The organism is Paenibacillus sp. FSL H8-0034 (genome assembly GCF_038000305.1).
In the GTDB taxonomy this organism is placed as follows: Bacteria; Bacillota; Bacilli; order Paenibacillales; family NBRC-103111; genus Paenibacillus_S.
In genome coordinates this window covers 6,339,786-6,359,157 of the sequence record NZ_JBBOBS010000001.1, presented here as the reverse complement: position 1 = coordinate 6,359,157, position 19,372 = coordinate 6,339,786, and the positions used below count along the sequence as shown (strand labels likewise).

Sequence of the window (19,372 nt, the reverse complement as noted above, 5' to 3'; positions counted from 1 at the left end):
TATTATTGGGGCAGTGAGATCATTTTGATGCAAACCGGCATCGGCACTTTGATGTTATGACCTGTAGGCTGCAGCAGTCCGGTTTGACGGTCTACAGTAAATGCCACAACATTGTCTGTATCCTGGTGGGCGACGAATACATAACTGCCTGTCGGGTCGATGACAAAACTCCTCGGCGCTTTTCCTTGCGTTGGTTCATGGCCAACGAGACTAAGCTCACCCGTATCGGGTTGGATTGCATAAATGACGATGCTGTTATGCCCACGATTCGAACCGTACACAAACGTACCTGCAGCATTTACCTGCACATCCGCACAGTTGCTGCGGTCTGTAAAGTCGGATGGCAGCGTGGAGAGGGTTTCCTTCAGACTGAGAATGCCTTCGTCCGCATCATAGTCGTAGCTCATCAACGTATTGCTCAGCTCATTGATGACATAGGCCCAACGTTCGTTGGGATGAAAGGCGAAATGACGAGGACCTGAGCCGGCTTCGATTGGAATCCGTGGAACGATACCGGGTTGTAATTCCCCGTGATCGGCGTCCAGACGGTAAACCCGTAATTGATCGGCCCCATACTCGGCGGCAACCGCGAAGCGGCTGGCAGGGTCGAGCGTTATGGAATGGACACGTGGACCGAATTGGCGTATTGGATGAATGCTGGAGCCTGTATGCTGGACGAAATCGGTCATCATTCCCAGCTGGCCGTTTGCTTCTATAGACAGGACGCACACGCTGCCATCACCAAAATTGCCAGCCAGCACGAATTTTCCTGTCCGATCCACAATCAGATGGACAGGCTTGGAGCCGCCGGAGGGCTGCTGATTGAGAAAGGTCAGCTGCCCCGTATGCGGATCTATGGCAAAGGCGCTAATCAGGCCCTCGCCTTCAATTGTATTCGCCGCATACAGATACCGTTGCGACGGACCAATAGCCAAGTAAGTCGGATTGATACCACCGGCTGTCGTACTGATATGCTCCAGTTCACCGGTAGCCGGATTCATTCGATACACGTAGATACCTTCGCTTGTGCTATCGGTTTGCGTCCCGATGTAAGCATAAATGGTTGATTGTGACCTCATAATCGTTGTCCTCATTTATTATGACTTGAGAATGCCTAATCCTTCTTCGAGAGATTCGGATACACTATCCGCCAGCTGGGCGGTCAGACCACCATCTACAACAAGGGCATGACCCGTAACGAATGATGCATCGTCGGAGGCAAGGAAGAGTGCGGCCAATCCGGCTTCACGCATCGTTCCAGGTCTGCCCAGAGGGTAAACGGCTTTTTGACGACGAACCTCTTCCGGATATTTTTCCAGAAAATCGATTTTCCCTTCCGTCACAATTCTGCCAGGGCAGATAGAATTTACCCGAATGCCATGCTTTCCGTAATCCAGAGCCATCTGTCGGGTCAGATTAATAATGGCGGCTTTGGCGGCATCATAAGAAGCATGCCGTCTGCCGCCGAGAAGCCCATGTACGGAGGCTGTATTGATTATCGAGCCTCCACCTGCCTGAATCATGCCTGGCAGTGCATATTTACTGCCCAGAAATACGGCTTTGACCGAAGAAGCGAAGACCTGATCCCAGTCTTCCTCCTCCTGCTCGAGAACAGAAGCCGTATGCCCTTTATAGGCATTGTTCATCAGGATATCCAGTCGGCCATAGGTTTCATAAGCATGCTCGATCAGCTGCTTCAAATCCTCGCTTTTAAATACGTTTGCCTTAAAATAACTGGCCGAACCTCCATTAGCAATAATCCCGTCAGCGACCTGCTGACCCAGACCTTCGCGGCCTCCATCGTCATTAACAATGACATGAGCACCTTCCTCGGCAAATATCTCGGCACTTGCTCTTCCGATACCGGACGATGATCCTGTAATCATAGCGATTTTGTCCTTTAATCTTGTTCCCATGTTTGATTTCCTCCTACAGGTTTGATGAATCCGGGTTAGTTTTTAATCTTTTCTTTATACAGCTCGTTTAATTCTTTCAAATGCTTTTGATAAGTTGGATCATCCTTGAAGCTTTTTACAAACTTATCCCAATCCTCCATGCTGTTTTTACCGATAATCACATTGGTTTCCATGTCATTAATCTTTTTGTTCCAGTCTGCGCTTTTTTCCAAAGCCGTCGGAGTAACAAGACCAAGTCCGGGATTAGGGACGGAGACCGTTGCGATTTTATCGACCAGCTTGTGATTATATTCTTTGGTTTCAGGTGTCATCCCTGGCAAATCTGCTTTGACATATTTATCATAATAGCTGGAAACCCATTGTGCGGATGTATCAAATGCATAACCTTTTTTCTTGCCTTCCTCTGTCTGGGTAATATCACCGGCTGCGTTTTCATTGTAGTCGGTTCCTTTAATACCGTAGGCGACCAGATTGTAAGCTTCCCGGGTTGCCGTGTAATCGTAGATTTCAAGAATTTTCTTTAATTTGTCTTCGTTCACTTTTTTATTGATCATAAAGATGCCAAATGAACCCGGTGCGGCTTCCATATAAACTTTTCCATCCGGTGCGGCTGGGAACAGGTAAGGTACGATCACAGCTTTTGGGTTCACCTTTTTGAGGTCGTCTGTATATAGGTGACCGTCATAGGTATTAGTGAAGCCCATGCCCGCTTTGTCCTGGGTCATAAAGTCACGAATTTGGCTGACCTGCAAAAGTGGCAGATCCGGAACCATAACGCCATTCTTGTTGACTTTGTTCCAGAATGCCAGCGCGTCCTTCATTTTGGGATTAAAGAAGCTTGGCTGCAACTGCCCACTATCATCCACATAATGCTGCAGGCCATTGCCAAACATCGATATGAAATAAGAAGATATGGTAGGTGTCCCATGGCCGACAAAGCCATACGTATCATTTTTTCCATTACCGTCGGGATCATTTTTGGTGAACGCTTCCATCACATTATAAAACTCATCCATCGTCGTCGGAGCTTTAAGGCCCAGCTTGTCTAACCAATCCTGGCGAATCAGCAACGATTGATGTCCGTCAATGGGTCGAACGCGGGGAATTCCCATCGTTTTTCCTTTAAAGGCAACATTCTTATATATTTGCGGTGGATAAGCAGCCAAATTTGGATAGTTTTTAATGTACGGGGTTAAATCCCAAAATGCACCCTGATTAGTCGCGTTGGCGAAGGTTTGCGTGTTGATATCCCATACCAGGGTCACATCGGGAAGATCGCCGGCAGCTAGCATGACATTTAATTTATCTGGATAATTGTTTGCGGGAACGTAAGTCACATTGATTTTGACATTGAATTTGGCATTTAATTGTTTAAGGCTTTCCAGGTCATTGCTGGGTGCAGAATTGTAGGTCGTTGTCAGTATATTAATTTCTATCGGTGCTTTCGAGCCATTATCGCCTGCCGGTGCTTCCGAAGTACTCGAAGTTGTTGTTGTGGAACTACAGCCTGCCAGCAAAACAACGGCTGCCATTGCACCTATATTCGTATTTCTCAGCCAATTATTCATCTTCATGGACCTCCTTCAAATGTTGAAGCATTTTTCTTATGTGATGCTTGGATGTACCACCGGAATACTCCGGCAGCTTATAACCTGATCCCCTCGATATGCCTCACTCCTTTCCATGCAGTATGTGTCAGCCTTTAACGGAACCGACCATCATCCCTTTAACAAAGTATCTTTGTAGAAACGGATAGACGATAATAATAGGCAGAGAAGCGACGACCACAGCGGACATCTTGATCGTTTCCGGCGGCAGCATCTGTTCGCTCTGCAGCATTTGCGCTACCGCAGGATCTCCTACCTGGGTTGATGCCTGAATAAGCAGCATTTGCAGCACAACCTGCATCGGGCGAAGTGTATCCTTATTGATATAAAGTACAGCATTAAAATACGTATTCCAGTAGGCAACAGCGAAAAACAGTCCAAAGGCTGCTATTGCCGACAAAGAAACAGGCAGGATAATCCGAAAAAACACACCGATGTCCGTACAGCCGTCCATTTTGGCTGATTCCTCCAGCTCCTCGGGAATTTCCTGATAAAAGCTTTTCATCAAAATGACATACCAGGCGCTGGTCAGTACAGGAAGTATAAGCGCCCATACCGTATTAATGAGTCCAAGCTCCTTGACGAGCAAATAGTTCGGAATCATTCCCGGATTGAACAGCATCGTGAACAGGATACCCATCATGAGGATTTTCTTCAGTCTGAATTTTTTACGGGATAAGGCATAAGCGAGTCCGCTGGTTAGGATCAGACTACAGACGGTTCCGATCACAGCGAGAAAAAAACTGATGCTGAGTGAATTTAAAAATGTTCGGGTCGATAAAATAAACTTGTAGGAAGCCAAGCTCCAATGCTCAGGAATAATGACGAGTGCCCGGGTTTGAAACTCGATTGGATCGGTGAAGGATACAAGAATGACATACAGAAAAGGCAAAAAGGTTGATAAGGAGATGACGGCAAGAATGATGTAATTAAAGGTGTCGAACACCCGTGAGCCAAGCTGCTGTTTCATTTAGTAGACACCCTCTTCTCCAAACTTTTTGGCCAACCGATTGGCGGATACGACGAGAATCAGACCAACAACGGATTTGAATATCCCGACTGCTGTGGCGAAGCTGAATCGGCCGTTTTGAATGCCGACCCGGTAGGCATAGGTATCGAACACATCGGCAACTTCCGTCACGGTGGAGCTGGACATCAGGTAAATATGCTCAAAGCCGATATCCAACACCTGACCCAGTCGAAGAATTAGTAAAATAATAATCGTTCCTTTGATCCCGGGGATTGTCACAGACAACGTTTGTCTCCAGCGGTTTGCACCATCCATACGTGCTGCTTCATAGAGCTCAGGATTAATGCCCGCCAGAGCAGCGAGGAAAATAATTGTCCCCCAGCCTGTTTCCTTCCATATGGTTTGTGCCGTCAGCATCGCCCAGAAGGTATCGGCATTGGTCAGAAAATTAATCGGCTGCCCACCGGATTCCGCGATCAGCTTATTAACGATTCCGCTTCCACTCAGCGTCAGGAAGCAAATACCGACGATGACTACCCAGGAAAGGAAATGCGGCAGGTAAATGGCAGTTTGAACCCACTTCTTGAATGACAAATTTTTCAGCTCGTTCAGCAGCAGTGAAATAATGATGGGCATCGGGAAGAAGAAGGCAATATTGAGAAAACTAATGGCAATCGTGTTGCGGAAAAGCAGCCAAAAATCAGGATTCGTAAAAAAGCTCTGGAAATGTTTAAGTCCGACCCATTCGCTTTTGAGCAGTCCCAGGTAAGGGGAGTATTCGGTAAAAGCTAACGTCAATCCCCATAAGGGGACATATTTGAAAATAATGAAAAACAGCAAGCCCGGCAGTGCAAGTAGATACAAATATTTTTCCTGTTGAAACGTCCTTTTCCAGCTCTTTAACCAAAGCAGAAATGAGCGGTTGGACTTTGTGCTCTTCCTCGGCTCGGGCAAATCCGTTAGTTCTGGAGATAGAGCTGCTCTTTGTTGATTAGGCAATCTGCTCATCCTTTCTGTCCATGTTTCGATGGGGCATCTGTGTTGATAATTGAATTGTATGCGGTTCTTATTGAGCCAACAATAAGCCATTTGTGAATGCTCTTCATGTGCCGTATTTAAGGATAATCACAAAATGAGTATCTGTACGTGACAAATTAAAAACCCGTATTCAGCAAGGTGTTATCCTTTTTTGGAATACGGGTGGATCATCGGTACATGTAGTTACTCTCCTTCATCACGAAACTGTCCAGGCGTGAGCCCTACATTTTTTTTGAATACACGGATAAAATTTTGGGTGTGGAGGTAGCCTACCTTTTCTGAAATATCGGCAACTGGAATATCTGTGTCGCGCAGCAGCTTCTTGGCTCGTTCAATTCGAACCTGGGTAACATAATCGCTGAATGAGATGTGCTGGAATTTTTTGAATAGCTTGCTGAGATGTGTTCGGCTGATTCCAAAGCTGTGCGCACATTGATTCTGAGAAATATCCAAATGATAATTTTCCTGAATGAAGGCGGTTACCTTGTCAATGATATGCTCGTGCTTCACAAACGTTTTATTGTGCACGAATGTCACGATAGGGGTAATGAGTTTATCCAGAAACCAATGATTTAAATCATCCATGTTTTGAAACTTGCGCAAATATTCATAGGGCTCCTCGCCTTTATACAGCGTATCCAGATCGATATCAAGCAGGTACATGGTCCGAATCGTAGTACCGAGCAGTTGTGTATATGACATTTGAATGACTTTGGTCACATGGGTTGCACTTACGACATAGTTGGAAAACTCATCAAGCATTCGCTTTGACTCTTCGAGGTCTCCTTGCTTTAAAGATTCCTCATAATGCTGCTCCAGCTCAATCGGATATCGAAAGCTTTCGCTCACTTTCAAGAAATCATTCTCGGGGTCGATAACCTGCTCTCCTCCTACCACAAGCCGGGAATATAAAGCAGAAACCGCCTGATGGTAGACCTGGGGCAGATCGCGGATTTCGTTAGTTACTGTTCCAAGGCCTGCGGTTACCGGCAGCCGCAAATAATCCGACAATACGCTTCTGGTTTCTTCCACAAATCCCTTTACTAATACTTTCCATTCTGCAATCATTGCGCTGTTAAATTCGTTGTCAACCTTTATATGATTCCAAAGCAGTACGGCGATCTGATCATTCAACAGATTGATCGTGATTCCGAGAAAAACATGTTCATTGGCATGGACGAGATCTGTAATGATGTTTTTCATCGCAAAGATGACGAGATCCCGATCCTGATCGGAAAATTTACCTTTTCCAGGGGTGCTTGAATCATAGGTTACAATGAAAATGGCAAATTGGGCTTGCTGGGGCAGGGCATAACGCTCGAACAGGTTACCGAGCTCATTTGGTGCATAATGCAAGTAATTGCCCTGCAGCATCTGCATCACGAAGGATTCCTGAATAATGGGCAGCTGTTGGGATAATTGGTCCTGCAGCTGTCTCGTTTCGTCCTTTAACGCAAGCCAGGTCTGCTTGACATAACCGATCTCATCCTCGTCTGCTTCACTGCCTGCAGAATCCCGTTTCATATGGATCATCAGATTGGCAATTGGCCGGTACACCCATTGGGTACCCAAAAATGTGAAAACGAGTGCAATCAACAGCACAACGGCAAGCACAACCGCCGTAATAACCCCAATCCCGGCAGATTTGGCATTTAACTCATCGACTGGAATCAAATCGATATATTTCCATCCGGTATAGGATGATGTAAGCGTTGTCACTAAATAGTCACGGTTATTCCAATTATAATTAAGCTTGTGCTCAGATACGTTTTTTTGCTGAATCTGTTCAAGCAGTTGGGAAGGAAGTGCGGACATGGAGGAGGAGGCGACCGTTTTCCCTTCTTTATCGACAATTGCAATCGTTTGTCCGGGGTAAGCTACCGAACGCTGGAGAGCATCCTGGAACAGCTTCTCATCAATACGGACAAGCATCAGACCGACCGGACTCAGGGCCTGCAGCGGCAGTCTGCAAATGAAGGTTACCCCTTTGGCTGCATCATTCGCCCGGATTTGAAATACCGTATTTTTCCACTGAAACTCCTTGGGGAATGTCATCACCTCATTGAGCCTGTTACGGTCGTAGATAGGGGTTATTTTAAATAAGCCGAAGGAAGAGGACAGCAGGTAGTTATCCTTCACATACATCGAAATATCCAAAATAAGCTTATGATTGGATTGAAAGGTTGAGAAAAATTGTACGACCTGCATATTAAATTCGGATTCATTTTCTTTAATTCCCCTCTGCAGCGCTTCATTGCCAAAAAGAGGATGAAACAGCAGCTGCAGCGTACTGTCCTGTATGTTTTGCAAATCCCGGTCGATGGTTGCGGAGGTATTCTCCAATAGCTGAACATGCGCACGGTTGACTTCATTTTGCAAGGTTGAAGCGGAGAACAGATAGCTGCTGATGCCTACGATTAAGGTGGGCAGAATACCAACAGCCAAGGTTAACATGATCATACGTTGAAGCAAGGTAGTCTTTCTCCCAAAAATCCGCTTGATTTTCAAGTTGTTCCTCCTCAAGTCATACTTAAAATGATATTGCAGTCAATTCTAGCATACATACAGCATGGAAACTACAATTGTCCATTCCGCTTACACTTACTTCAAGGTTAGTTATTTACGTTTTTCCGCTATATAATTTGTTAATAAAATGCTGTGTATTCACTGCTTTTTGGTTATCGCACCAAGAAAATGCTCCTTCTGTGACGGGCTCAGGGAAGCGCACAAAAGGAGCATCACGAACTGCTTATGGTTAGGCAACGCAAATTGGCCTTATAATACAATCGTCCGATTGTTACGCATACTTGGAGAACACTATCAGCACATGTATACAATTATAAGGTATAGATAACAATTTGTGAACATGGTTCAATATAAAGAACTTGGAATTTGATTGTGATCGTGGTTAGCCAGATACTTATAAGAGGCCCGCGGCAATGGATAATAAAATCCGATGCTGCGGGCCTCTCTGAGCTGTCGTACCCTAAATATGGTCTTGACAGATGCTTCAATATTGAATGTCTCTTGGCCAAGCGCCGTCGATGGGAGCTGCGGGAAGATTGGGGAGCTTCAGCTCCTGCGCGGCAATACGCAAATATTTAATATTGTACCGGATTTCCGAACTGACTAACGGGGGTGTGGATGGGCCGAAATATTTGCTGGGGTCAAAATAGTTGAGCATCTTCAGGTCATTATCGTACAGAGCCGCATCCCAGCGAATTTTGGATATGGAGCGGCTGACAACTTCCAAAGGAAATCCAGTTTCCAGCGCAAAAACTTTGGCTGCCTGATGGGGCTGCTCCCGTATCAGTCGATTGGCCTGCATATGGGCCTTTAAGTAAGCGACTACCAAATCCTCATGATCGAGTGCCCAATGCTCGTCAGCGACCACGTTAGCAATAAAACCAAGTCCCAGCTCCTGGTTGAAAATCGATTTGCCGATTTGCTGATGATGGGCAAGACTCAGGAAGGGCTCCCACATAATTGATGCGCTCAGTCTGCCTTGACGCAGGCTTTCCATGCTTTCCTCAATAGAACGATGAATAATGTTCAAATCCGTCATATGATGCGATTCCAGCATCTTTCTCAAGCGGTACTCCGCATTGGTGCGGAATGTGGTGGCGATAGGCAGAGTGGCGAGATCGCCAATACTCTGAAGTGTCAGATCTGTTGGGACGACCATCCCAAACCCGTCGCCCTTCGCGGATTTTCCTCCGGCGGCAAGCAGAATCGGGCGGTAATCGGGCAGCATTGTGCTGATCATATGACTGACCGACAGGGCATAATCTCCAAAGGTAGCAAAGTGAATATTGCCTGCTATCATCCCTTTTATCAATTCCATTCCGTCCTTGGCCTTGTGCCATTTGATTTCGATCCGGTCCTTGGGACGGATACGCCTCAGCTCTTGTTCGAGAAATCCGAATTCCTTAATAATTAACGGACCCCACATATGCGTGGAAACAGTCGTATATCCAATGGTTATAGTCTGATTGGCGGTAAGAACAGGCGAGGATTGTCGTACTTGGCCAAATTGCCTATACCAGCGCATAACCTCATTTTTATCAAAATATATTTCTTTTCCTATTTTTACGCTGGGCAGCTGCTTCGTTTTTCGCCAACGGTCAATCGTCGAACGGCTAACATCCAATTGATCCATGACCTCACTGATGTGGATTAAATTAAATTGGTCTTTAATCATGCGATGTGACCCCCTTGAACTGTAAATTATTGGTCATTTTGGTCAATAATCATCAGTAATCTTTTATATTTGTCATTATGTTGACTAAAAAAATTGCACATGCTAACTTATATTAATCCTAGTATATCGATATGAATAGATATATTACAATCATTTTTTTGTAAAAGAAGGGGGAGGGTCTGCTTGGCGAATACAGTTAGCGCGGAATGGCTCCATGAACGCTTGAATCATACAGAGATCGTGATTGCAGATTGCCGGTTTCTTCTTGGCAAACCTGCTGCAGGTAAAGAGGCATACGAGGCTGGTCATTTGCCCGGAGCCGTTTATTTCGATCTTGAACAGGACTTGTCGGATGTGATTGGCAGCCACGGAGGCAGGCATCCTTTGCCGGATACGAATCAATTGTCAGCGAAGCTTGGCGATGCGGGAATCGATGAGTCCAAGATCGTCGTCGTTTACGATGATCAAGGTGGTGCTATGGCATCACGATTATGGTGGATTTTGAAGTATTACGGACATCCACAGGTTTATCTGCTGAATGGTGGATTATCCCGGTGGAAAAGCCAAGGTTATGAGCTTACGAAAGAAGTCTCATCCGTTAAAGGCAGCACGTTTGTCCCGCAGCTTCAGGAAGGATTGCTGCTGGACGCCCAAGAGGTGAAGCAAAGATTGGGTCGCTTGGACACTCAGCTCATCGATTCCCGAGAGGAAAAAAGATATCTGGGTTTGGAAGAGCCCATTGACAGAATAGCTGGACATATACCTGGAGCAGTGAACCATTTTTGGAAAAATGCCTATACTGCTGAAGGCGAGTTGAAGGATTCGGAAGAATTGAAAGCAATTTTTCATGAGCTGGATGCATCCAAGGAAATCATCGTTTATTGCGGATCAGGTGTTACAGCCTGCCCTAATGTTCTGGCCTTAACCGAAGCTGGGTTTACGAACGTCAAATTGTATGGCGGAAGCTGGAGCGATTGGGTATCTTACCCGGATAATCCGATTGAGACAGGGATTGGAAAAGCTGAGCGGCGTGGAAAGGAGCATTGAACGAACATGAGTAGAAGAAAGGGACAGCTGCATCTTACTTTGTCTGTACAGGGCACTGGTTATCACCCTGGGAGCTGGCGTCATCCTGACGTTAGTAATGTAAAGCTGCATGAACCGGCTTATTACTACAGTCTGGCGCAAACGGCCGAGCGTGGGAAATTCGATATGCTGCTTCTGGACCAGACTTCCATCGGTGAACGTCTCCGTGCAGCAGGCAGGGAACCCGGGCTGCCGCTTGAGCCATTCACCTTGCTGGGAGCGTTGGCTTCCGTCACGAAGCATATAGGTTTGGGAGCTCCTGTATCTACTTCCGTTATCGAGCCGTTTGCGGTTGCCAGGCAATTGGCCGCGCTGGATCATCTCAGTGACGGAAGGACGGCATGGCTGGCGAGTGCGGTCGATCTATATGAACCAAAACGTCGTCTCGGTGGTCCACCCGAGCTCTCCCTCACACAGAGAAACGAGCGCAAGCAGGAGTTTATCGAAGTCGCAGCGCGTTTATGGGACAGCTGGGAGGATGGGGCAGTCATCATTGACAGAGGAGAAGGGCGCTATATTGACTCTGACAAGGTGCATTTGATCCATCATACAGGGCAGCATTTTAAAGTGCGCGGTCCCTTAAGCATACCACGGCCTCCACAGGGGCACCCGGTTCGCATCGGTATAAGCTCTACTTGGGGTAACAGGAATGAGGGCGATCTGGATAAGCCAGAGCTTGTAATAAGCTCCCGACCATTGATAGAGACGGCGGCTGACTTTTATCAAAAGCTTCAGAAACGAAGGGCTGTGAGTGGGTACTCTGCTGCTGGAGTCAAGGTGCTTACCACCTTGTCCCCGATAATAGGAGCAACCGAAGCGGAAGCCAGACATAAAGCAGCCAAGCTGCAGGAGCTCGCTGATCCAAAGACGGGAATTGCCATTCTATCCGATCTGTTGAATCTGGACTTGACGGGTTATTCGCTGGACGAACCCCTTCCTGCTATTCCCGGTTTGTGGGAGGCGGTCAAAGCTTCAGGAATCGAAGCGGCAACACTACGTGAGCTTAGCTCTCAGATTGTGAAGCTTACCGGAACTAAAGTATTTGTTGGGACACCCGAGCAGCTTGCCGACTGGATGGAAGACTGGTACCAAGCATACGGTAGTGATGGGTTCCACCTGCAGCTTCCGCTGCTGCCAGGGGGATTGGAGGAATTTGTTGCACAAGTAATTCCCGTGCTGCAGCGAAGAGGGCTGTTCCGAACGGAATATACGGGAACTACGCTGCGGGACCATCTGGGACTGGAAGCTCCAGTCAGCGTGCGAATAAGCAAGGAGGGATAACGATGGGGAATACCAAAAAACAGCTGCATCTCGGTGTTTTTCTATTAAACACCGGGCAGCATGTAGGCGGATGGCGTCATCCGGAAACGCACGCTGACCGGCTGCTCGATTTGTCTTTCTATCAAGACTTTGCGAGGCTGTCGGAGAGAGGGTTGTTCGATACGATTCTGGCGCTGGAGCAAATCGCCATTGGCGAACAGAATGGGAAGGTAGCTGAGGAACGCTCGATCCCGACGCCGGATACGCTGACCCTGCTATCCGTAATGGCAGCAGTAACGGAGAAGATCGGCTTGACGGCTACGTTATCCACGACGTACAACGATCCCTATCATGTCGCGGCCAGATTTGCAACACTTGATCACTTGAGCGGTGGAAGGGCTGGCTGGAATATGGTCACCTCACAGGACCCGCGTGTCGCCTCCCAATTTAGCAAGGATGCGCATATGGACCATGCGTTAAGGTACCAACGCGCGAACGAATTCGTTGATGTGGCGATGAAGCTGTGGGATAGCTGGGAAGAGGATGCACTGATCAGCAAGCAAAGCTCGGGCCAATACCTCGACCCAACCAAAGTACATGATATCGATCATACAGGCACTTATTTCTCGATCAACGGAACCTCCTATATTCCACGCCCGATTCAGGGGCATCCGGTGCTCTTTCAGGCAGGTTCATCCGGCAGCGGCCTGCAGTTTGCGGCCCAGAAGGCTGAGGTTGTGTTCACCGCTCAGGATAACCTGCGGGACGCCTTGGATTACTATGCCAATCTGAAGGGGATGCTGAAGTCCCATGGACGCAGACCGGAACAGCTTCATATACTGCCGGGGCTTGCACCGATTCTGGGCTCTACGGAGCATGAGGCCAAAGAACGCGAAACGTACTTTAATGAGCTGGTGTTGCCGGAAATTGCCGTGAAAACCTTGTCTGGCACCATCGAGGTCGACTTATCCTCGTACCCTCTGGACGGTCCGTTCCCATACTGGGAAATTAACCCGGAGGCGAACAATAACAAGAAAAGCCGTCTGCAGCTATTGAAGGATTTGGGACAACGTGAACAGTGGACGGTCAGGCAGATGAGCAAGCACGTGGTATCCGCCGGCGGGCATCATACGTTCGCAGGCACACCGGAGCGGCTGGCTGATCTGATGGAGCATTGGCTGGATCAGGGGGCTTGCGACGGATTTAACATTATGCCCTCACACTATCTGCGAGGCCTAGAGGAGTTTGTCGATCACGTCATTCCGATATTGCAAAAACGTGGCCGCTACCGCACGGAATATACGGGTAATACGCTGCGTGATCATCTGGGATTGACACCACCGGTTAATCGCTGGTCTGCGCTCAGTACGCCATCATCCAAATAACAAACCATTTATCAGGAGGAATAACTTCATGAAAAAAACTCGTTTTCATTTACTATTTACAGTCGTATTGCTTACCATTCTGGCAGGCTGCGGCAAAACGGCCCCTGCTGCGGATGGCGGCTCGATCCCGGCTTCAGCAACGCCCGCAGCAGCTTCAACTGCCAAAGCGGCACCTAAAGTGATTAAATCCGCACTAAACACAGTTCCCGTACCTTTATTCAGCTTTCTGGATGAGAAAAACCAACCGGCAGGATTTATGATCGACTACCTGAAGGAGCTGGAAAAGAAGCTTCCGGAATATAAATTTGAGTACGAATCCGTGGATAACGAAGGGCAACTGATCGGTACCGACACTGGCAAGTACGCATTTGCCGCCAACTTCTGGTTCAAAAACCCGGAGCGGGAGAAAAAATATTTGTATCCGCAGCAAGAGTTCGGCTATTCCATTACAGGCTTGGCTGTTAAGCCGGACCGCAACGATATCAAAACCCTGGATGATCTGGTAGGCAAGAAATTGGTTCCCATGACCCCGGTTTCCGGCTTCCGCTACATCCTGAAGGATTATAATCTCAAGCATCCTGGCAAGGAAATCAAAATTGAAGATGTAGAGAAGACGACCCCTGCTGACGATCTGAAGCTTGTTGAATCGGGCAAATACGATGCTCATCTGCTCAACATCAATCATTTTGAAGATGCCGTGAAGAAATTAAATCTGAACCTGAAGATCGGCGGCGTCATCTCGAAGGAATCGGTATATTTGCTCTTCAACAAGAATCAGACAGAGCTTGCCCAAAAGATGGACGCGGCAACTGTTGAGTTAATTAAAGACGGCACGCTGCCGAAGCTTTCGGAAAAATGGTTCAAGGTGGATGTATTTAAAAGCCTGGAGTATGTGCAGCAGGGCTATAAATTCCGGAAGGATTAACGAGAATGAACAGCGCCGGAATCGAAACGACTTTGAATCTGGTCCTGCGAATAGCCGAGAGGCTGCCGATTACGTTGACGATCATGCTCTTATCCCTTGTTTTTGGACTCTTGCTGGGGTTGGTTATCGCCCTGGCCAGAATTCAAAAGAATAAAATCATTTATGCGCTTGCCACGTTTTATCTGTCGTTCATGCGGTGCACCCCGACCATCGTTCAGCTTTTTCTGGTCTATTACGGGCTGCCGCAGCTGTTGATACTGGTAGGCGTGGATGTGAACGACTGGGATAAGATCATCTTTGCCGTAATCACCTTCTCGCTGCACAGCGCAGCCTTCTTCTCCGAGGTTATCCGCTCTTCCTATCTGGCGGTCGGAAGCGGCCAGCAGGAGGCTGCCTACAGTGTGGGCATGACCTACGGACAATCACTCAGGCGAATTATTTTGCCGCAAGCCTTCGGTATTGCGATCCCCAATCTGGGCAACAACGTGATTATTTTATTAAAAGAAACGTCACTGGCCTTCTCCATCGGGATTGTTGACATTATGGGGCAGGTACAGATCATACTCGGAAATAATTATGGAGCAAATACGTTCCAGGTGTATATTCTCGTTTCGTTGATTTACTGGGTTCTGAGCATTGCCATTGAAAAGGGCTTTGGACGGTTGGAAAAAAGCTATAAGAAAGGCCATGTCAGTATTGCAAGATAAGGAAGAAAGGGAGGGGAGCTGCATTGGCCGAATTTAGCTTGGCCTTCGCTATTGAGAAATTCCCGGAGGTTCTGAAGGGTGTACCCTCCATGCTTATTGTAGCGGTTATCTCGATGCTGCTGGGTACGATTATCGGACTGATCATCGCTCTGTGCAGGATCTATAGAGTACCTGTGCTGGATAGGCTGGGGGCATTATATGTCTCCTTTATCCGGGGGACTCCCTTGTTGGTGCAGCTATATGTGGTGTTCTATGGTACGCCGCTGCTTGTTGATACCTTGAACCGGGAGTGGGGCTGGCATTTGCCTCTTCAGGAAATGTCGCCTCTCGCTATTGCACTGCTCGCGTTTACGATCAATTCGGCCGCCTACCAGTCGGAGGTCATCCGCGGGGCGCTGCTCACTACGGATTCGGGTCAGATGGAGGCGGCGTATTCAATCGGGATGACGACATCCCAAGGGCTAATAAGAATTGTTGCTCCGCAGGCATTTGCCGTTGCGCTTCCGAATTTGGGAAATATTTTTATTAATCTGATTAAAGGCACCTCGCTTGCTTTTGCAATCAAGGTTATCGAGGTGATGGCCCAAGCCAAAATCGTCGCCGGTGACGGTTATCGATACCTGGAAATGTACTTTGATGCTTCTATTATTTACTGGGTTATTTGCTGGATCTGCGAGAGGCTCTTTGTATGGCTGGAGACCCGATACAGCCGCCATGAAAAGAGAATGGCCGCGTGAGCAGCAAGTCAGATGTATGGATTCTATAATCGAGGTGGCGCAGCATGATTCAAATGTCAAAGATCAAAAAATCCTTTGGCCGTAACCAGGTGCTGAAGGGCATCGATTTAACCGTGCACAAGGGTGAGGTCGTCGCTATTCTTGGACCCAGCGGTTCGGGTAAAACCACCCTGCTGCGCTGCTTGAACTATCTTGAAAAGCCGGACGAGGGCAGCATCACCATCGGGGATTTCGCTATCGACTGTAAGCGTGCAGGCAAGAAGGAAATTCACCAGCTACGCCAAAGGTCGGCGATGGTGTTCCAGCAGTATAATCTGTTCAAGCATAAAACCGCGCTGGAGAATGTAATGGAAGGGCTCTTGGTCGTAAAGAAGCTTCCTAAGGAAGCGGCCAGAGATTTGAGCGTCGAGCTGTTGAAAAAAGTAGGTCTTGAACACAAGCTGGATGCTTATCCGTCGCAATTATCCGGCGGTCAGCAGCAGCGGGTAGGCATCGCCCGTGCGTTGGCACTTAACCCCGAGGTGATTTTGTTTGATGAGCCGACCTCAGCACTCGACCCGGAGCTGGTAGGCGAGGTGCTGTCAGTCATTCGCAAAATTGCCAAAGAAGGAATTACAATGATCATCGTAACTCATGAGATGGGCTTTGCGCAGGACGTTGCAAACCATGTTGTGTTTATGGATGAAGGCGTAATTGTCGAGGAAGGCAAGCCGAATGAGCTGTTCAGCGATCCGAAGGAAGAGCGAACGAAGCAATTCCTCAAACGGATACGACCGGAGCTGAATTACTCCATATAAAATCGCAGAAGAAGACTGCCGAATTCCCCCAAGCTTCAGATAGACTATGCATAGGTAAATCGATCATAGTAAATGGAATAATAACAACAAGAAGTCTCTGGCAGAGGCTTCTTGTTACTTTTATGGACTGATTATTTGAAGTCCGCCATTTAAATTTGCCCCTTATTCGTCTTTAGTCGATTGATTGAAATCCTCTTTTATTCGGTGCGACAACAACAGGTTTCACAATCTGCTGGCGGCAGCTGTATTCGATTTTCGGTATTCCGTCGGCGTACACCCGATTGTCCTTCGGAATGCTTTAATAAAGTAATTGTCGCTGGCAAACCCAGTTTTATCGGCGATGGGTGGTCTGTGATCAGGCTTTTCTGGGCAGCCAGGGATTGCAGCAAAAAGTCCAGTTGCACTTGCATCATTGCACGTATTGGATACGTCAGATTGGCTTAACAAGCAATGACTGAAAACGCTTACTTATGGTGCACATCTTTAAGAAGTGCGCAGACGGAGTTTTAAGCCATCGTGCACTTAGCTCATATAGGTTTTCTAATCTTTAGCGTATGAGAGGGTGGATGGCCGACTACTTTTTTGTACATGTAGTTGAAGTAAGTCTGGTCGCAATAACCGAAGGATTCGGAGATTTCCCTGATCGTCATGTTGGTGGTCATTAGAAGTTCACGGGCTGCTGAAATACGGACCTCATGCATATATTCCACAGGTGTTCGGCCTGTCACTTCCTTGAATGCGGTAGAGACATAAGTTGGTGATCGGTCCACATGCTGCGCAAGCTCGCTGAGCCGCAGCGGCTCGCGAAAATGCTGAATAATGTACTGCTGGATGCGCAGCGCCAGATTTCGTCGGGTTGGAGAATGCGTTCCAATAGTAAGTTCACGTTGAGTGATTCCCAAGATCTCCAGCAGGATACCGCGAGAAATGAGTTTATAGTTTGGCATTTTACCAATCCAGCATTCATTCAACATCGAAAAGCGTTGCTTAAGATAATCATAGCTGAGTGGTTGTATAAGCTTGAATGGCTCGTCTATAAATGAAGAAAGATCTTCATGGTTTAATTCCCTAAAATGAGCAGAATACATTTGGTGCGGATTCGAGCTGTCTGTTTCTGCTGAACGCATCGTATCCTGAGGAATAAATAACCCTTCTCCCTTGCTGATTTGAAGGGTTTGATTGGCAAACCGGTAAATGCAGGCTCCTTTGGTCACAAGGAAGAGGATATGATGTCGAGTGGGAGCCAACGGTACCTTCCAGTTTCCAAGAACAGCCTGCTGAAATGCTACATTATCAATGATCATAGTGTCTGTATACCTCCTTGTTCAAGAAGAAAATCAAAGAATCATTCAAAAAAACGAATGATTACCAATCGTACTCTGAAATGAATGCAGCTACAATATATATAAGAATTATCTTCATATTACATCAAATCCAGCAGGAGTGTGAGTGTAAGATTATGTTTTCCAATCAGAAAATCATTGACGTTGATGTGCATAACCAATTGAAAAGCCCAAAAGACCTTTTACCTTATTTACCAGAACCGTGGAGGACCCGCGTTGCAAGTTCCGGGATCGGAATGCCAGATCGGGGCTATCAGACTCCTATAGGTGTATTGCGTCAGGATTGCTTACCGCCGACAGGGGGACCGGCAGCTTCGGATCCTGATTATCTCGTCAAGGATTTATTCGAACCCTTCAATATTGAATATGGTATTCTGACCGGTTCCTTAATGGACGTTTCAACGATGCATGACCCGGATCATGCGGCTGCAATCGCTTCAGCGTATAACGATTACTTGGTAGCAGAATGGCTGCCTAAGCATTCATCCTTTCGCGGATCCATTGTTGTTGGCACACAGGACCCGATACTTGCCGTGAGAGAGATAGATCGCATGGCGGAGCACCCGGAGATGGTGGGAATCGTTATGGGCAGCGCACAGCGGGCACCGCTCGGTCAGCGTCAATATCATGCAATCTATGCAGCCGCAGAGCGGCATGGACTGCCAATCGCTATTCACCCAGGTGGCGAAGGCGCCGGTGGAACACCACCTCCGACACCATCCGGTTATCCAACTCGTTATCTTGAATATCATACCTGTTTATCACTGAATTATATGGCGCATATTACGAGTCTTGTTTGCGAAGGCGTTTTCGAAAAATTCCCTCATCTAAAGTTCGTTTGCTTAGAGGGCGGGATTGCTTGGCTGCCGCATTTAATGTGGCGTCTCGATAAGAATTATAAAGGGCTTCGCTCATCGGTTCCATGGCTGAAACGGATGCCAAGCGAGTATATCCGCAGCAACTGCATGTTCTCGACGCAGCCTATTGAGGAGCCGGAGGATCCCAAGGATCTTATCGCGATATTTGATATGATCGATGCCGAGAACTTCCTTATGTTTTCGAGCGATTATCCGCATTGGGACAATGACATTCCAACGGAAATTTTAAAACGGCTTAGCCCAGAAGCTCGACAAAAAATCTTCTATGACAATGCCAAGAAACTGTACAAGCTTTAGGAGGAGTTGATTGTGCCGAACAAGAAGCTACAAAGTACAGGTTGAAGGTGGGAAAATCAGCGTTATCCTATAAAAAACACCGCTTCAATAGGTTAGTGAATGTTCATCACGTTCACATTGACCTGACGAAGTGGTGTTTTTTATTTGCAGAATGTGTTTCTGTCCCTGATACAAATCGATGAATCACTCAAAAAGCCGTATGATTACCAATCGCACATTTCAATA

General features: G+C 47.3%; 17 protein-coding genes. 8 read left to right on the top strand and 9 right to left on the bottom strand.

Translation table 11 applies throughout. The features are described from left to right. Window positions 1-2: 2 nt before the first annotated feature. From NST47_RS28590 to NST47_RS28560, 7 genes are all read right to left on the bottom strand, one after another. Entirely contained in the window at window positions 3-1,079 is a 1,077-nt protein-coding gene (locus tag NST47_RS28590) for a lactonase family protein (protein ID WP_341158161.1), read from the bottom strand. An 18-nt stretch (window positions 1,080-1,097) separates the two neighbouring features. Beyond that, window positions 1,098-1,916 (bottom strand): SDR family NAD(P)-dependent oxidoreductase, encoded by an 819-nt coding sequence (locus NST47_RS28585; RefSeq protein WP_341158160.1) that lies wholly within the window; start codon window positions 1,914-1,916, stop codon window positions 1,098-1,100. Between the two features lie 35 nt (window positions 1,917-1,951). Further along, entirely contained in the window at window positions 1,952-3,484 is a 1,533-nt protein-coding gene (locus tag NST47_RS28580) for an extracellular solute-binding protein (protein WP_341158159.1), read from the bottom strand. Between the two features lie 127 nt (window positions 3,485-3,611). After that, window positions 3,612-4,493 (bottom strand): carbohydrate ABC transporter permease, encoded by an 882-nt coding sequence (locus NST47_RS28575; protein ID WP_341158158.1) that lies wholly within the window; start codon window positions 4,491-4,493, stop codon window positions 3,612-3,614. Continuing rightward, a complete protein-coding gene (locus tag NST47_RS28570; RefSeq protein ID WP_445667410.1) occupies window positions 4,494-5,501 on the bottom strand; it encodes an ABC transporter permease in 1,008 nt (335 codons plus the stop codon). A 213-nt stretch (window positions 5,502-5,714) separates the two neighbouring features. Beyond that, entirely contained in the window at window positions 5,715-8,039 is a 2,325-nt protein-coding gene (locus NST47_RS28565) for an AraC family transcriptional regulator (protein WP_341158157.1), read from the bottom strand. 502 nt (window positions 8,040-8,541) lie between these two features. Further along, complete coding sequence (locus NST47_RS28560; RefSeq protein ID WP_341158156.1) at window positions 8,542-9,732, bottom strand: helix-turn-helix domain-containing protein; 1,191 nt, start codon at window positions 9,730-9,732, stop codon at window positions 8,542-8,544. A 183-nt stretch (window positions 9,733-9,915) separates the two neighbouring features. Between NST47_RS28560 and NST47_RS28555 the strand changes: the two genes are divergently transcribed. From NST47_RS28555 to NST47_RS28525, 7 genes are read left to right on the top strand one after another with little or no spacing between them, the layout of a single operon-like run. After that, window positions 9,916-10,779 (top strand): sulfurtransferase, encoded by an 864-nt coding sequence (locus NST47_RS28555; protein ID WP_341158155.1) that lies wholly within the window; start codon window positions 9,916-9,918, stop codon window positions 10,777-10,779. 6 nt (window positions 10,780-10,785) lie between these two features. Beyond that, window positions 10,786-12,099: an NtaA/DmoA family FMN-dependent monooxygenase gene (locus NST47_RS28550; protein ID WP_341158154.1), complete on the top strand. Its 1,314-nt coding sequence runs from the start codon at window positions 10,786-10,788 to the stop codon at window positions 12,097-12,099. 2 nt (window positions 12,100-12,101) lie between these two features. Continuing rightward, entirely contained in the window at window positions 12,102-13,463 is a 1,362-nt protein-coding gene (locus NST47_RS28545; RefSeq protein ID WP_341158153.1) for an LLM class flavin-dependent oxidoreductase, read from the top strand. Window positions 13,464-13,491: 28 nt separating this feature from the next. Next, window positions 13,492-14,388, top strand: a complete 897-nt coding sequence (locus NST47_RS28540; RefSeq protein ID WP_341158152.1) for a transporter substrate-binding domain-containing protein — start codon at window positions 13,492-13,494, stop codon at window positions 14,386-14,388. Between the two features lie 5 nt (window positions 14,389-14,393). Beyond that, a complete protein-coding gene (locus NST47_RS28535) occupies window positions 14,394-15,095 on the top strand; it encodes an amino acid ABC transporter permease (RefSeq protein WP_076233626.1) in 702 nt (233 codons plus the stop codon). Between the two features lie 23 nt (window positions 15,096-15,118). Continuing rightward, the gene (locus NST47_RS28530; protein WP_341158151.1) at window positions 15,119-15,832 is read left to right on the top strand and encodes an amino acid ABC transporter permease; all 714 of its coding nucleotides are present in this window, start codon (window positions 15,119-15,121) and stop codon (window positions 15,830-15,832) included. Window positions 15,833-15,876: 44 nt separating this feature from the next. Continuing rightward, window positions 15,877-16,629 (top strand): amino acid ABC transporter ATP-binding protein, encoded by a 753-nt coding sequence (locus NST47_RS28525; RefSeq protein ID WP_240417106.1) that lies wholly within the window; start codon window positions 15,877-15,879, stop codon window positions 16,627-16,629. Between the two features lie 222 nt (window positions 16,630-16,851). Here the strand turns inward: NST47_RS28525 and NST47_RS37225 are convergent, their stop codons facing one another. Next, on the bottom strand, window positions 16,852-17,076 hold the full coding sequence (locus tag NST47_RS37225; protein WP_445667409.1) for a helix-turn-helix domain-containing protein: 225 nt from the start codon (window positions 17,074-17,076) through the stop codon (window positions 16,852-16,854). Window positions 17,077-17,156: 80 nt separating this feature from the next. Beyond that, window positions 17,157-17,933, bottom strand: coding sequence for an AraC family transcriptional regulator (locus tag NST47_RS28520; RefSeq protein ID WP_341158150.1), 777 nt, complete (start codon window positions 17,931-17,933; stop codon window positions 17,157-17,159). A gap of 155 nt (window positions 17,934-18,088) precedes the next feature. Between NST47_RS28520 and NST47_RS28515 the strand changes: the two genes are divergently transcribed. Next, complete coding sequence (locus NST47_RS28515; protein WP_341158149.1) at window positions 18,089-19,147, top strand: amidohydrolase family protein; 1,059 nt, start codon at window positions 18,089-18,091, stop codon at window positions 19,145-19,147. Window positions 19,148-19,372: the final 225 nt, after the last annotated feature.